The sequence below is a fragment of the Luteimonas sp. A611 genome (assembly GCF_054072715.1).
In genome coordinates, this window is the sequence record NZ_JBSVRP010000001.1 from 1,243,950 (window position 1) to 1,257,620 (window position 13,671).

The following is a 13,671-nucleotide window of genomic DNA, read 5'->3' on the forward strand; positions in this document are numbered from 1 at the left end:
GGCGATGCCGGGCGTTCGCGTATCCGGGCGCCGCATGCGCTGGTAGCACGTGCGCGAGAAGGGCACACTTTCCATCCTTTGCCCGTACGGAAATCCGAGGATGATCGATCCGCGCCACGACCCGTCCCGCAGCATCCGCGCGCCGCGCGGCAGCACGCTCAGCTGCCGCAGCTGGCTCACCGAGGCGCCGTTCCGCATGCTGCACAACAACCTCGATGCCGAGGTGGCCGAGGATCCGGCATCGCTGGTGGTCTATGGCGGCATCGGCCGCGCCGCGCGCGACTGGGACTGCTACGACGCGATCCTGGCGACGCTGCGCACGCTGGGCGACGACGAGACCCTGCTGGTGCAGTCGGGCAAGCCGGTGGGCGTGTTCCGCACCCACGCCGACGCGCCGCGCGTGCTGATCGCCAATTCCAACCTGGTGCCGCACTGGGCCAACTGGGAGCACTTCCACGAGCTCGACCGCAAGGGCCTGATGATGTACGGCCAGATGACGGCGGGCAGCTGGATCTACATCGGCTCGCAGGGCATCGTGCAGGGGACCTTTGAAACCTTCGTGGAAATGGGGCGCCAGCACTATGGCGGCAGCCTTGCCGGCAAATGGATCCTGACTGCGGGTCTGGGCGGCATGGGCGGCGCGCAGCCGCTGGCCGCGTCGTTGGCGGGCGCGAGCAGCCTGACCATCGAGTGCAGGCAGGCCAGCATCGATTTCCGCCTGCGCACGCGCTATGTCGACGAGCAGGCCGATGATCTGGACGACGCGCTGGCGCGGATCGCGAAATACACCGCCGCAGGTGAAGCGAAATCGATCGCCCTGCTGGGCAATGCCGCCGAGCTGCTGCCCGAAATGGTGCGCCGCGGCGTGCGCCCGGACTGCGTGACCGACCAGACCAGCGCCCATGACCCGGTGCACGGCTACCTGCCGGTTGGCTGGACGGTGGAGCAGTGGCTGGCCGCACAGAAATCCGATCCCGACCAGGTGCGCGACGCGGCCAAGGCCTCGATGCGCGTGCACGTCGAGGCGATGCTGGCCTTCCACGCGCAGGGCATCCCCACGGTCGACTACGGCAACAACATCCGCCAGATGGCCAAGGACGAAGGTTGCGCCAATGCCTTCGATTTCCCCGGTTTCGTGCCGGCCTACGTGCGGCCGCTGTTCTGTCGCGGCGTGGGCCCGTTCCGCTGGGTGGCGCTGTCGGGCGACCCGGAAGACATCTACCGCACCGACGCCAAGGTCATGGAGCTGATTCCCGACGATGCGCACCTGCACCGCTGGCTCGACATGGCGCGCGAGCGCATCAGCTTCCAGGGGCTGCCAGCGCGCATCTGCTGGGTCGGCCTGGGCCTGCGCGACAAGCTGGGCCTGGCCTTCAACGAGATGGTGCGCAATGGCGAGTTGAAGGCGCCGGTGGTGATCGGCCGCGACCACCTCGACAGCGGCAGCGTCGCCTCGCCCAACCGCGAAACCGAGGCGATGCGCGACGGCAGCGACGCGGTGAGCGACTGGCCGCTGCTCAACGCCATGCTCAATGTCGCCAGCGGCGCCACCTGGGTGAGCCTGCACCATGGCGGCGGTGTCGGCATGGGCTACAGCCAGCACAGCGGCGTGGTGATCGTCTGCGACGGTACGCCCGAGGCCGACAAACGCATCGCGCGGGTGCTGTGGAACGACCCGGGCACGGGCGTGATGCGGCATGCGGATGCGGGTTACGAGATCGCGAAGCAGTGCGCCAGGGAGCAGGGGCTGAAGCTGCCGATGCAGTGACGCTGCCGGTCGGGCCATACGCCTCATTCACCCTCGCCCGACGCGCAACCCACTAGCGTGCGGGCCGTAGCGCGATTTTCCGGCAGGTTCCCGCGCGCCCATCCTGTTCGCACACCGGAGATTGTTGTCCATGGCCCTGCTCGACGAAATCGGCGCTGCAATCGCGCGTGAACTGGCCCTGCCCGACGTGGACACGCTGACCACGCTGGTGGTCCGGGTGCTGGTGGCCGCCGTGCTGGGCGGGCTGGTGGGCTGGGAGCGCGAAGCCAAGGGCCGCGCCGCCGGGCTGAAGACCCATATCCTGGTCTCGATCGGGTCGGCGCTGTTCGTGCTGGCGCCGCTGCTGGCGGACATCGATCCGGCCGAGGTGACGCGCGTGATGCAGGGCATCGTCTCGGGTGTCGGCTTCCTTGGCGCGGGCGCGATCCTCAAGCTCGACAAGGAGGAGCGGATCTCGGGCCTGACCACCGCAGCCGGTGTGTGGATGACGGCGGCCATCGGCATGGCCGCGGGCATGGGCCAGGAGATGGTGGCGCTGATCACCACCGTGGTGGCCCTGCTGGTGGTCGGCGTGCTGCCGCGCCTGGGACACGGCCGGCAGGGCGTCAATGGACCCCACCGGGACATGGGCGAGACCTGACCACGCTTGCGCCGGTCAGCGCTGCAGGCAGTGCCGGTAGCGCGCATCCACGCGCTCGGCAAACCAGGCGGTGGTGAGTTCGCGGGTGATCTTGGGGCTGTCCAGGCGGATGCCGGGCACCACGGCGCGCGGCAGCGGCGTGTTCTGGTACGCCTCGGCAATGGCGAACACGCGCTGGAACAGTTCGCTGTCGTTGAAGTTGAGGCGATCGCCACGCTCCAGCGCACGACGGATTTCGCGTTCGTCCATGCCCAGCTGCGGGCCGAGCGTGCGCACCGCGCTTTCGGTACGCCCCGGACGATCAAGCGGTGCACCAGGCAGCAGCAGGTCGCCGTCGAGTTCCAGCGGCAGCCCGCTGGCACGGCTGACCGCCGCCTGGAAGGCGGCGTTGCGGCTGGCGTAGTGGCCGGCGTTGTAATCGGCGAAGCGGTGGATCTTGCGCGTGTACGGGGTTTGGTAGCCGAGCAGATGCAGGATCCCGAAATACAGCCCGCCACGGCGGCTGAAGACCTCGTCGCGGATCGAACCCTGCACGGGCCAGGGATAGTCCGCCGCATTGGCCTCGGCAAACGGGATGGCGACCTGCATCGCACCGCCGGTCTGCACCGGGTTGCGCCCGGCAAACAACCGCTCGCCCATCGGCACGCGCCCGATCAGGTCTTCATAGAGTTCGCTCAGCTCGCGCTCGGTGCGCACGCGCGCCAGGCGCTCGCCGTAGCTGCGACCGTCGGTGGACTGCAGCTTGAGCGCGCCATCGACCAGCAGCCCGGGGATGTGCAACGCGGCGGCGCGGCGGTCGATCTCGCCGCGGGCGATGCCTGGCAGCCCGGCGATGGGCGGGTCGGCCTTGTAGCCCGACTCCTGTTCGATCACCGCCAGCACGGCGCAGACGTTCTCCACGCCGGGTGGAATGCCCTGTGCAGTGAACGCGACCTGGATGTCGCTCGCCCAGCCGGCTCGGTCCTGCACCGTGGCCGGGATTCGCCGCTGGATGTCGGCGCGCAGCGCATGCGGGTCCGGCGCGGGGGTGGAAGGTGCACGCGTCGCGCAGCCGGAGAGCGCAAGCAGGGCGGCCAGCACGCATCCCCAACGCACGGCGTCTAGTTCGCGTGCCTGCCCTGGACGGGCAGGCGCCGGTACGAAGAGCCTGGCCGGTGCAGGGCAGCAGGCGCTCGCTTGCGTGGCCGCGGTTGGCCCCGGATGCCTCACGCGGATCTCCTGTCCAGGTCCGCCGGCATGATGGCGGCGGCCGGGCCGGCCTACAAGCCGGATCCGCGCACGCAGGCGGCGCGTGCAGCGGCTCAGCCGTTCGGGTCGTCGAACAGCGCCTCGTAATTCCCGACCGCGGCGTGCATGTCGGCGACCGGCGCCGCGTCGGCGGGATTCGCGTGCAGGGCCTGGGTACCGGCCATGAGCCGCGCCAGGATCGCGTGCAGGGCGACGTCCGGCTCGGTCTCGAGCTCGCAGTTGGCGAACATGTACTCGATGGCCGCGTCGACGTCGGTGGCGCGGGCGGCGACGGTGGCCGGGTCCGGGTCCGATTTGAGGCCGGCAATGGCGGTGCGGACGCGGGACATGCCCTCGATCAGCGGCGCGTCCGGGGTCCAGGGCTCATGGCCTTCGACCACCGGGACGTCCATGCCCAACTGTCCGTGCTGCACATGGGGGTCATCGTGCGCGTGCGGGTCGTCACCGGCGGGCGTATCCAACTGCGCGGCCGGCACGCTGTCGGCGCCGGTCGCATCCGCCGGCGGCGCCTGGCCGTCTCCGGCGCATCCCGATCCAAGGGCGCCGATTGCCAGGGCGAGCGCAAGAGCCAGGGGAACCTGTTTGAAGTCCATGACAAAACCTCCAGGGGAAGTGGGGGAGGGCTCCATCCTAGGCCGGCAGGCCGGCCAGCGCCCTGACCCGGGTCAAGTGGCGACGCCGGTGGCGACGGATGGAGCGCGTACCGGTCGACGCCCGCGGGCGTCGTCATCCGCGCCCTGGCATCGAAACCCCTTCTGTGCTATGATTACACCCGTAAGTCGTTGTAATCATTCAATTTATGGAGGAAGCAATCAAAAATTACCTGAAGCGTTCATTTCTTTCCCTGATTCCCCGCGGCCATCGCCGCCACCGGACTTCAGCTGCGCGCGCCGCGTTCGCGCCGGCGGTGAGCATCACCCGCCTCCAGTCCGGCCTGCCGCAGTCGTTCCCCGCGGCCATCCCCGCAGATGACGGTCATCGCCATCGTCGCCGCAATCCGCACTCGGCCTATACCCGCGGCCGTTACCTGGCGCGACCACTGCACACGGCTGGCACCAGCCAGCAGATGTTCCGCATCACCTGACCGGAACAGCCCGGCCCACGCGGCCCGTAGCCCTTTCTATTCGATTTCCATCGTTGCCAGCACCTGCAGGCGGCGCTGGTATGCGTCCCAGTCGTCCTGGCTCCTGGTCGGCGCGGTGGCGTCGGCATAGAGGTGGATACGGTCGGTGTTCTGGCTGCGCGCGTGGCTGAGTAATTCGGCCCGGGTCGGGCCCAGCCCCCGGAACCTGACCGCATGCGGTGCGTAGTCGATGCGCTCGTCGGTGCGCATGCCCAGCGGCTTGTACAGACGGTTGAGTACGACGTGACCGCGGTCTTCCACGCGCTCGATGCAATACGGCAGGAACACGCGGCGGAATTCGTCGCTGGACTGGTTCATGGCGGTCTCCCCTGGCGGCTGGGTCCGCTGCAGTCTTCCGCACGGTTTGCGGGCAGGCAACCCGGCCCGGTGCGACCGGACCGGGGGCGCTGCTATTTGCCGATGTCCAGCAGGCAGTCGAAGCCGCCGAAGATCATGCGTTTGCCGTCGAACGGCATGGGGTTGGCAGCGGGATCCATGCGCGGGTCTTCCATCATCTTCTTCATCCCGGCGTCGCGGGTGGCTTTGTCGGGCCATTCGACCCAGGCGAACACCACCGTCTCGTCGCCGCCGGCCTGCACCGACCGGGCGAAGTCGGTGACCTTGCCGGCGGGCACGTCGTCGCCCCAGGCCTCAACCACGCGGGTCGCGCCGTACTCGATGAAGCAGGGGTCGAAGCGGCGGGCATGGTCGAGGAAGGCCTGCTTGTTGGCGGTGGCGACCGCAATCACGAAGCCGTCGATATAGGGCATGGGAAATCTCCTGGCGGACGGGCGGCGGCCGGATGCCGTCGCCGCGGGAACGCGCGTCCCGATCGGGCGCACGACTGGATTGACGAATTGCAGGCGCCGGTTTCGACATCGACACGCAAGGCGGCGCGCGGGGCGGGCAGCCTGAGCGCCCCCAGCGGTCGGGCCGGTTCATCGGGCGTTCGACTGATCACGGGGGTGGCGCCTACACTGGCATGCCCCCCAACTCGAGACGCCCGCGGTGTCGAAAATCGGCTGCGCGGCGCCCGGACGCCGCATGCGCAAGCGCCTCCCCATCCTGTTCCTGGCCAGCCTGATGCTGCTCGGCTGCCGCGTGCAGGACGAGGCGGCCGCGACGGCGACGGTGGAGCTTGCCAGCCCCGAGGAGGGCGGGGCGGTCAGCACCGCCCCGGTGCAGATGGAAGGCGCGGACGCGCCGGCAGCGGACGAGCGCTCCGAGCCGGTGCCTGACGAGCCGGAGGAGGTCGACTGGGCGCCGATGGTGCTTGCGCCAGGCGAGGCCTCGGTCAGCTGCGAGCTGGACTACGTGCGCGAGGGCGACGGCGCCCCGCTGGTCGAGTTCGACCGGGAAGCGATCACGACGGCCCTGGGCGAGTGCGCCGAGCGCGGCGTGATGCGGCTGCGTTACGCGGGCAAGATCAACGCCGCGTTCGCGTCGATGATGCAGCGCGTGACCCGGGTCGCCGACGACCTCGACATCGACAAGCGCGTGCTGGACATCAATTCCAGCGGCGGCATGGTCGAGGACGCGATCCGCACCGGCGACCGCATCGCCGAGTCGCGCTGGACGATATGGGTGCGCGAGGATGCGGTCTGCCACAGCGCCTGCGTGTTCATCCTGGCGGCCGGCGACATGCGCATGGTGAGCGGACGCATCGGCATCCACCGCATCATCCGCATGAGCTCCACCGCGTCCACGCGCGTCGAGCTCAACCGCGAGCTGCGCGTGGTCTACGACCGCGTGCGCGACTACCTGGAGCGCAACGGCGCGGCGACCGCGGTGGCCGACCTGATGATGGCGGTTCCCAACCGCAACCTGCGCCTGCTGACCGGCGACGAGCTGGGCCTGTACGGCCTGGACGGCATCAACCCCGCCCAGGATGATCTGGACCGGCTGCGCCTGATGCGCCAGTGCGGCGAGGACTTCGTCGCCAGGCGTGATGCCTTCGTGCGCGCCTTCGACGCCAGCTGCAAGTCGTCCAACGCCGACCTCGAGACGCTCAATTCCTGTGGGCTGGACCTGCGCAAGGACTACGGCTTCCCCGATGCCGCCTGTCCTGCCGAAAGCCCGCTGTCGGAGTTCGACGCGCTGCTGGTGGCGGACAAGCCAGAGCACATGGGCAGGCGTTCGCTCACGCCGGTGCAGGGCGGCGAACAGGGTGGCCAGGCCCGGCACGAAGAGCCGTCCAGGAGCGACGGCGCCAGCGGCGACGCAGGCGGGCGCTGAGCCGCCGCCAGTGCACTCCCGCACCGTTACGCGGGCTCAGGCGTCCTCGTGACGCAGCACCTGCACCGTCTCGCCGGTGTCGATGAAGCCGCCGGACTGCCGCGCCCACAGCTGCGCATAGATCCCGCCGGCGGCGGCCAGCGTGTCGTGCGCGCCCTGTTCGACGATCGCGCCCTGGTCCATCACGATCAGCCGGTCCATTGCCGCGATGGTGGACAGGCGGTGGGCGATGGCGATGACGGTCTTGCCTTCCATCAGCCGGTACAGGTTTTCCTGGATCACGGCCTCGACCTCGGAGTCGAGCGCGGAGGTGGCTTCGTCCAGCACCAGGATCGGTGCGTTCTTCAGCAGTACGCGCGCGATCGCCACGCGCTGGCGCTGGCCGCCGGACAGCTTGACCCCGCGCTCGCCGACGTGGGCGTCGTAGCCGCGCCGCCCCTGGCCGTCGCTCAGTTCCAGGATGAACTCGTGCGCGCGCGCCTGGCGCGCGGCCTCGATCATCTCGTCCTCGCTCGCGTCGGGGCGGCCATAGAGGATGTTGTCGCGCACCGAGCGGTGCAGCAGCGAGGTGTCCTGGGTGACCACGCCGATCTGCGCGCGCAGCGAGTCCTGCTGCACGCTGGCGACGTCGGTGCCGTCGATCAGGATGCGTCCGCTCTCGCAGTCGTGGAAGCGCAGCAGCAGGTTGACCAGGGTCGACTTGCCCGCGCCCGAGCGGCCGACCACGCCGATCTTCTCGCCGGGGCGCACGTGCAGGTCGAGATGGTCGATCACGCCGCCGGTCTTGCCGTAATGGAAGCCGACGCCGTTGAAGCGGATGTCGCCGCGCACGCGCGCCAGCGCCGGCGCGCCGGGCGCGTCATCGACCGTGGGCGGCAGCGAGATCGAACTGATCCCGTCGTGCACCGTGCCGATGTTCTCGAACAGCGCCGACAGCTCCCACATGATCCACTGCGACATGCCCAGGATGCGCAGCACCAGCGCGACCGTCACCGCGATCGTGCCGGCGCCGATCGCGCCCTGGTGCCACAGCCACAGGCCGAGCACCACGGTCCCGAACAGCAGCGCCATGTTCATCGCGTACAGCAGGCTGTACACGTGCGTGGCCAGCCGCATCTGCGGATAGACCGTGGTCAGGAAGCCGTCCATCGCCTCGTGCGCATAGGCCTGTTCGCGCCTGGAGTGCGAGAACAGCTTGACTGTGGCGATGTTGGTGTAACTGTCGACGATGCGCCCGGTCATCTCCGAGCGCGCATCGGCCTGCGCCCGCGAGATCTTCTCCATGCGCGGCACGAAGTGCTTCATCAGCAGCCCATAGGCCGCGATCCAGGTCGCGAACGGCAGCATCATCCGCCAGTCCGAGGCGCCGGCCACGGCCAGGGTGCCGAAGAAGAACACCAGCACGTAGTTGCCGATGTCGAGCAGCTTGATCACCGTCTCGCGCACCGCCAGCGAGGTCTGCATCAGCTTGGTGGCGATGCGCCCGGCGAACTCGTCCTGGAAATAGCCCATGGACTGGCGCAGCAGGTAGCGGTGCACGTTCCAGCGGACCCGCATCGGGAAGTTGCCGAGCAGGGTCTGGTGCTGGACCAGCGCGTTGGCCAGCACCATCAGCGGCAACACCAGCAGCACCAGCGCGCCCATCCACAGCAGGCGCGTGCCTTCCGCTGCCAGGAACGTTTCCGGCGTGGTGCTGCCTAGCTGGTCGACCAGCGAGCCGACATAGGCGTACAGCGCCAGCTCCGCCACCGCGATGCCGGCGGTGGTCAGCGCCATGAGCAGCAGCCATTTCTCGGTGCCGCGCGTGTAATGGCGGCAGAAGGCGTACAGCGTGCGCGGCGGCTGCGCCGGCGGATCCTGCGGAAACGGGTCGAGCCGCGATTCGAACCAGCGATACATGGCTTGGGTGGCTGGCGGGGGGCGGGCATTGTCGCCGATCGCCAGTGAGCTCGCGTGCGGCATCCATGGAACGACGAATGCCGGCAGCGGCGCGATACGGCAGGGGAAGGGAGGGGCGCGTCCTGGTGTCTTCTGCAGCCGGGCGCGAACTGGCGCGCCTGGGCGATGTCAGCGACCGCCTCCGCCGCCCCCACCGCCGCCACCGCCGGAGAATCCGCCGCCGCCGCCGCTGGAGGAACTGCCGGGTGGCGTCGACGAGGATGCGATCTGCGAGGCCAGGCTTCCACCGATTGCCTTGGTGAAGCTGCCGATGTCGCCGATCGAGCCGGTGCCGTTGCTGGCGTGGTACCAGCCGATCGCCGAGGTCGCCGTGGCGGCGGCCGCTGCACCCACGGCGAGCGTGAACCTGCGGGTCCAGGCGTCCTCGACGTCGAGCGCGACCGCATACGGCAGCAGGGCTTCGAAACGCCCGGCGTCGAGGGTTGGCCCGGATCCTTCGCCGCCAGGTGCCTGCAGCCGCTGCAGGTCCTGCTTTTCGGCCACGCCCAGATAGCGGCGCAGCCCTTCGATATGGTCGAGCACGCGGCGCCCTTCGCGGGTGGGCGCGCGCACCAGGAAGGCGAAGGCGATCACGATGGCCAGCATCGCCAGCATCGGCACGGCCGCGAACACCAGGCCGCCGCCGGTCTGCACGCCCAGCGTTATGGCCGCTGCGCAAGACAGCAGCATCAGCAGCAGGGCGACAACGCTGCTGCCGGTGTTGTTGTGGAACATCGTGCCCTGGAAGCGCTGCTCGAGTCCCTTCTGGTGGGCGCTGGTGGCCGCCTGCAGCAGCGGTGCGCTGTCCTTGTCCAGTTCCACCGTGGACGCGGCGGCAAACAGCCCTGAGGCCAGGACCGCCGCATCTCCAGCCGGCGGCGGGCCCGCCTTCTCGAGCCGCCAGTGGTCGCTGAGCAGGCCCTTGTCGCGCTCGATCCGCAGCGCGCCAGCCACCGCGAGCGTCAGCACGTCGGCCGAGAAGCAGCGTGTGTCGTAGGCCATCCGGCGGATGTAGCGCAGCCCGGCCGGCGTGATGCCCTCGGGCGGCTCGTAGCGCACGATCACCGTACCCGCGGGCGGATCGCGGCCCACCTGGTGCCAGCGCAGCGCGCAGTAGCCCGCAACCACCAGCAGGCCGAGCAGCGCGACCAGCAGCGCGATGTTGTCGGCCAGCAGCCAGCGCGCGCGCTGCGTGGCGTCTGGCGCGGTGACCACGCCCTTGGGAAAGGACAGCGCGATGGTCAGGCCTTCGCCAGGCTGCAGCGGCGAGGTCAGCCACCATGTCGCGACGCCGGGCGAGGGCGTGGCTGTCCGGTAGGCCTGGCCGCGCGCGCCCTGCGGGCCGGTCCAGCCCTCGGCGGTCAACGACGCCGTGGGCACCGGCTGCGGCAGGCGCACTTCCACGCTGCCCGCCTCGATCGGGAACACCCAGCCGGTGCCGATCGCATTCCAGTACAGCTCGTCGTGGCCATCGAAGAAGCCGAGCTGGCGGGTGGTGCGGTAGCGCAGGGTGTAGCGGTGCGTGGCCGGCACCGGCAGCAGGTCGTCGTTGTCGGTGTTCACGCGCACACCGTTGTCGCGGCGCTCGGTGAACCAGGGTTCTGGCTGGCCGTTGCGCAGCACGTCCACCACCTCGAACCCGACCACCACGCGGTTGCCGTGGCGGTCGCGGTAGCGGGTGGGGAAGTCGCGATAGATGCCGCGGCGGATCTGCTCGCCTTCGGCGCGCACGCGGATGTGCTCGGTCACCTCGAGGCTGCCGTCGGCGTTGACCAACACTTCGATGTCGTAGGACTGGATGCGCTCGGCCGCGCGCAGCGGCAGTCCGCATGCGGCCAGCAGCAGGCAGGCGCAGGCAAGCCGGAGCAGGGCGCTCACGGCAACCGCACCTGCACCGGCGCGCGCTGGGCATCGCCGGACTCGAAGAACTCCTCCTGGCCAAAGCCGGCCAGCCGCGCGACCACGAGATCGGGCACGCGCTGCGTTGCGTCGTTGTAGTCGCGGACTGCGCCGTTGTAGAAGCGTCGCGCGTACTGCAGCTGCTCCTCGACCTCGACCAGGTCGCGCTGCAGCTGCGCGAAGTTGTCGCTGGCCTTCAGGTCGGGATAGGCCTCGCGCAGCGCGAACAGCCGGCCCAGCGCCTGCTCGAGCGCATCCTCCACCCGGGCCAGCTGCGGCCGGCTGGGCTGCGCCAGCGCCTGCGCACGCAGCGTGGTCACTGCCTCGAGCACCGCGCGCTCATGGCCGGCGTAGGCCTGCACGGCCGCAACCAGCTGCGGCACCAGGTCATGGCGGCGCAACAGCTGTACGTCGATGTCGGCCCAGGCGGTGCGCACCTGGTTGCGCAGCCGCACCAGCCGGTTGAAGACCAGCACCGCCCAGGCGAGCAGGGCGAGCAGCAGGCACAGCGGCAGCAGCAGGGACAGGCGCATTCGGGCGGGTTTCCCGGCGGGCTGGAGGCAGGTGTACTGGACGCAGGCGGGTGGTCCGGTGTGACAAGGGTAGCGGAGCGGCAGGCGCTGCGCGGCCGCCGTTTGGTCCCCCTGGAGCCGGCCCGGCGCTGGCGTACACTCGGTCGCCCGACCCAACGCAAGGCCTGATCGACCATGAACAGACTGCGCCTGTTTTCGACCATCGCCGCACTGGCCCTGTGTGGCAGCGCCCTGGCCCAGCAGCCCGTGCCGCAGCCGGCCCCGGCCGCGCAGCCCGCAGCGGCGCAGCAGCCGGCGATGGAGCAGCTCACGCCCGAGCAGCGCGCCGCGCTGGCCAAGCAGGATGCGGACATGACCCAGGCCGCCCTGCAGGTGCTGCAGATGGTCGATGGCAACCGCGTCGGCGAGGTGTGGGACGGTGCGTCTGCCGCGATGAAGCAGATGGTCTCGCGCGACGAGTTCATCAAGCAGGTCACGATCGACCGCAACCGCCTGGGCGCGGTGTCCTCGCGCGGTACGCCGGAAGTGAGCCGCTCGCTGTTCCGCGCCGGCCAGCAGGTGCCGGAGGGCCTCTACATCAACGTGCGTTCGGCGACGACCTTCGCCAGCAACGCGCAGCCGGTGCGCGAGCTGGTGTCGTTCCGCCTCGACGAAGACCGCGTCTGGCGGGTATCGGGCTACAGCCTGCGCTGAGTCCGGTGCACGACGCGCCGGATGACGGCGCGTCGTTTCTCATCGGTGAGGATGGCGCCGTCCGCGCCGCTCCGGATCGTGCGCCGCGATGTCTCCCGGGCGTTACGGCGGACTTGCCGGTTCCGTGGTGCCGGGCACGGGAATGACCTCGCCCGATACCAGCGAGTAGCGCCCGTCATCCCCGATCCGGTAGCTGGCGCGGTAGCCCGGCCCGATCTCGGCGCCGCGACCCGTGTCCTCGATGATCGCGAACGCATCGGCTGTCTCGATATCGTAGTCGCGGCGATACAGGATTCCCATCGAACCCACCAGCAGATGGTCGACGAGTGCGCCGTCGACACGCCCGGTGGTAAACAGCACGTCGCGATGCGCGGGCTCGAGGATGGTCCCGATATCCGTGCGCAGCAGCCAGACATCGGCAGCCGTCGTCGAGCCGACCCGGAACAGCTGCAGCTGCGTCGGCGACAGCGCGCGCAGGTCCAGCGTGCCGTCCTCTTCGTGGTAGGCGAAAACCCTGCCGTAGCCGCGGTCGAACGCGGCCGGCGACTTCAGCGTGCGCGTGCCGAACAGCGACAGCACGCAGCGGCCCACCGCGACACCCGTCCCGGGATCGTCGTGCGCCAGCGCGAACCCTTCCCGCAGCGGGAGCTGCAGCGAGACCAGCGCGCCCGGCATGCAGCTGAGCGTGGACGGCGTGGGCGTGGTGGTCGCTGACGTTGCCGAGTCGGCGGGTGCCCGGTCGGCGCATGCGGGGAGCAGGCACGTGGCGAGCAGGCAGGCGAGGCGCGTTGCGGCAGGGCGGCTTGCGCAGGCGCTGGAAACTACGGGCATGCGTGGTGCGTCGGCTGTCGATGCAACCTTGATGATACGCGCCCCTGCGCGGCAGTCCGACGCGCGCAGCCTCATCCGCGTTCGAAGCGTGCCAGCTCATCGAGCAGGCGCTGGCCGCGGCGGATGCCATCGCTGCCGTCGTTGCTGCGGCAGCCGGTGCCATCGGCAGAGGCGCGACCCGCACGCTTTGTCCTCCACGCCGCCCAAGCCCAGGTGCCGAGCAGGCCGGCGATACCGACGGCGAGGCTGGCGGCGATCCATGCCGGTGTGCCCGCTGCAGGATCGACTTCGCCCAGGCCCGCGAACGCGAGCACCACCGGCAGCCACATGATCCACCACGGGGCCCCGCAGAGGCCGGAGTTGAGCGCCTGCAGGCGCAGCAGCGTCGCCATCTTTTTCTGGATCCTCAGCACCGGCGCCGAATAGTCGATGCTTGCGGAGAAGGTGATCGTCATTGCCGCCATCACCGCCGTCATCAACCCGAATGCATGCACCAGCAGGCCGCTGGCTAGCAGGCCGGGCACGTCGGTGTTGCGCGTCCAGCAGGCCACGCCGAGCACGATCAGCGCGATGCCGAGCAGCAGCTGCAGCACCTGGCCCCACAGCAGCGGTCGCAGCTGGCCGCGAACGCGGTCCAGGCGATGTTCGCGCAGCAGCTGCCACTGCAGGTCCTGCTGGAGCTCCAGCTGGTGGCCCAGGGTCTGCCAGGCCTGCCTGAGTTCGTCGAGTTCCATGGTCGTGTCCATCTGTCTGCCGTGGGGTG

Annotated in this window: 14 protein-coding genes; 5 read left to right on the forward strand and 9 right to left on the reverse strand. The window is 69.8% G+C overall.

Annotation, left to right across the window (positions count from 1 at the left end; all coding sequences use genetic code 11):
- Positions 1 to 100: 100 nt before the first annotated feature.
- Together hutU and ACW5EG_RS05545 are read left to right on the forward strand one after the other, a co-directional pair.
- Positions 101 to 1,768 carry a urocanate hydratase gene (gene hutU, locus ACW5EG_RS05540; RefSeq protein ID WP_457021019.1) on the forward strand — a complete coding sequence of 556 codons (1,668 nt, stop codon included), beginning with the start codon at positions 101 to 103 and terminating at the stop codon, positions 1,766 to 1,768.
- A 130-nt stretch (positions 1,769 to 1,898) separates the two neighbouring features.
- Positions 1,899 to 2,408: an MgtC/SapB family protein gene (locus tag ACW5EG_RS05545; RefSeq protein ID WP_457021020.1), complete on the forward strand. Its 510-nt coding sequence runs from the start codon at positions 1,899 to 1,901 to the stop codon at positions 2,406 to 2,408.
- A 15-nt stretch (positions 2,409 to 2,423) separates the two neighbouring features.
- Here the strand turns inward: ACW5EG_RS05545 and ACW5EG_RS05550 are convergent, their stop codons facing one another.
- Both ACW5EG_RS05550 and ACW5EG_RS05555 read right to left on the reverse strand, forming a co-directional pair.
- A complete protein-coding gene (locus ACW5EG_RS05550; RefSeq protein WP_457021021.1) occupies positions 2,424 to 3,503 on the reverse strand; it encodes a DUF1615 domain-containing protein in 1,080 nt (359 codons plus the stop codon).
- Positions 3,504 to 3,709: 206 nt separating this feature from the next.
- On the reverse strand, positions 3,710 to 4,249 hold the full coding sequence (locus tag ACW5EG_RS05555) for a hypothetical protein (protein ID WP_457021022.1): 540 nt from the start codon (positions 4,247 to 4,249) through the stop codon (positions 3,710 to 3,712).
- A 314-nt stretch (positions 4,250 to 4,563) separates the two neighbouring features.
- Between ACW5EG_RS05555 and ACW5EG_RS05560 the strand changes: the two genes are divergently transcribed.
- On the forward strand, positions 4,564 to 4,740 hold the full coding sequence (locus tag ACW5EG_RS05560; protein WP_457017755.1) for a hypothetical protein: 177 nt from the start codon (positions 4,564 to 4,566) through the stop codon (positions 4,738 to 4,740).
- 36 nt (positions 4,741 to 4,776) lie between these two features.
- On the opposite strand, the gene ACW5EG_RS05565 is transcribed toward ACW5EG_RS05560, so the two are convergent.
- A complete protein-coding gene (locus tag ACW5EG_RS05565) occupies positions 4,777 to 5,097 on the reverse strand; it encodes a hypothetical protein (RefSeq protein ID WP_457021023.1) in 321 nt (106 codons plus the stop codon).
- A 92-nt stretch (positions 5,098 to 5,189) separates the two neighbouring features.
- A complete protein-coding gene (locus tag ACW5EG_RS05570; RefSeq protein WP_457017757.1) occupies positions 5,190 to 5,549 on the reverse strand; it encodes a DUF1428 domain-containing protein in 360 nt (119 codons plus the stop codon).
- Between the two features lie 274 nt (positions 5,550 to 5,823).
- Here ACW5EG_RS05570 and ACW5EG_RS05575 point away from each other — a divergent pair, with 274 nt between their 5' ends.
- On the forward strand, positions 5,824 to 7,014 hold the full coding sequence (locus ACW5EG_RS05575; RefSeq protein WP_457021024.1) for a hypothetical protein: 1,191 nt from the start codon (positions 5,824 to 5,826) through the stop codon (positions 7,012 to 7,014).
- Positions 7,015 to 7,050: 36 nt separating this feature from the next.
- Here the strand turns inward: ACW5EG_RS05575 and ACW5EG_RS05580 are convergent, their stop codons facing one another.
- From ACW5EG_RS05580 to ACW5EG_RS05590, 3 genes are all read right to left on the reverse strand, one after another.
- Positions 7,051 to 8,913 (reverse strand): ABC transporter ATP-binding protein, encoded by a 1,863-nt coding sequence (locus ACW5EG_RS05580; protein ID WP_457017759.1) that lies wholly within the window; start codon positions 8,911 to 8,913, stop codon positions 7,051 to 7,053.
- Between the two features lie 168 nt (positions 8,914 to 9,081).
- Complete coding sequence (locus ACW5EG_RS05585; RefSeq protein WP_457021025.1) at positions 9,082 to 10,830, reverse strand: DUF2207 domain-containing protein; 1,749 nt, start codon at positions 10,828 to 10,830, stop codon at positions 9,082 to 9,084.
- Entirely contained in the window at positions 10,827 to 11,384 is a 558-nt protein-coding gene (locus ACW5EG_RS05590; RefSeq protein ID WP_457021026.1) for a LemA family protein, read from the reverse strand. The genes ACW5EG_RS05585 and ACW5EG_RS05590 overlap by 4 nt, the downstream gene beginning before the upstream one ends.
- 174 nt (positions 11,385 to 11,558) lie before the next feature.
- Here ACW5EG_RS05590 and ACW5EG_RS05595 point away from each other — a divergent pair, with 174 nt between their 5' ends.
- Positions 11,559 to 12,077 carry a DUF4019 domain-containing protein gene (locus tag ACW5EG_RS05595; RefSeq protein ID WP_457021027.1) on the forward strand — a complete coding sequence of 173 codons (519 nt, stop codon included), beginning with the start codon at positions 11,559 to 11,561 and terminating at the stop codon, positions 12,075 to 12,077.
- Positions 12,078 to 12,179: 102 nt separating this feature from the next.
- On the opposite strand, the gene ACW5EG_RS05600 is transcribed toward ACW5EG_RS05595, so the two are convergent.
- Together ACW5EG_RS05600 and ACW5EG_RS05605 are read right to left on the reverse strand one after the other, a co-directional pair.
- Positions 12,180 to 12,908: a hypothetical protein gene (locus ACW5EG_RS05600; protein ID WP_457021028.1), complete on the reverse strand. Its 729-nt coding sequence runs from the start codon at positions 12,906 to 12,908 to the stop codon at positions 12,180 to 12,182.
- A gap of 71 nt (positions 12,909 to 12,979) precedes the next feature.
- Positions 12,980 to 13,654, reverse strand: a complete 675-nt coding sequence (locus tag ACW5EG_RS05605) for a hypothetical protein (protein WP_457021029.1) — start codon at positions 13,652 to 13,654, stop codon at positions 12,980 to 12,982.
- Positions 13,655 to 13,671 lie beyond the last annotated feature (17 nt).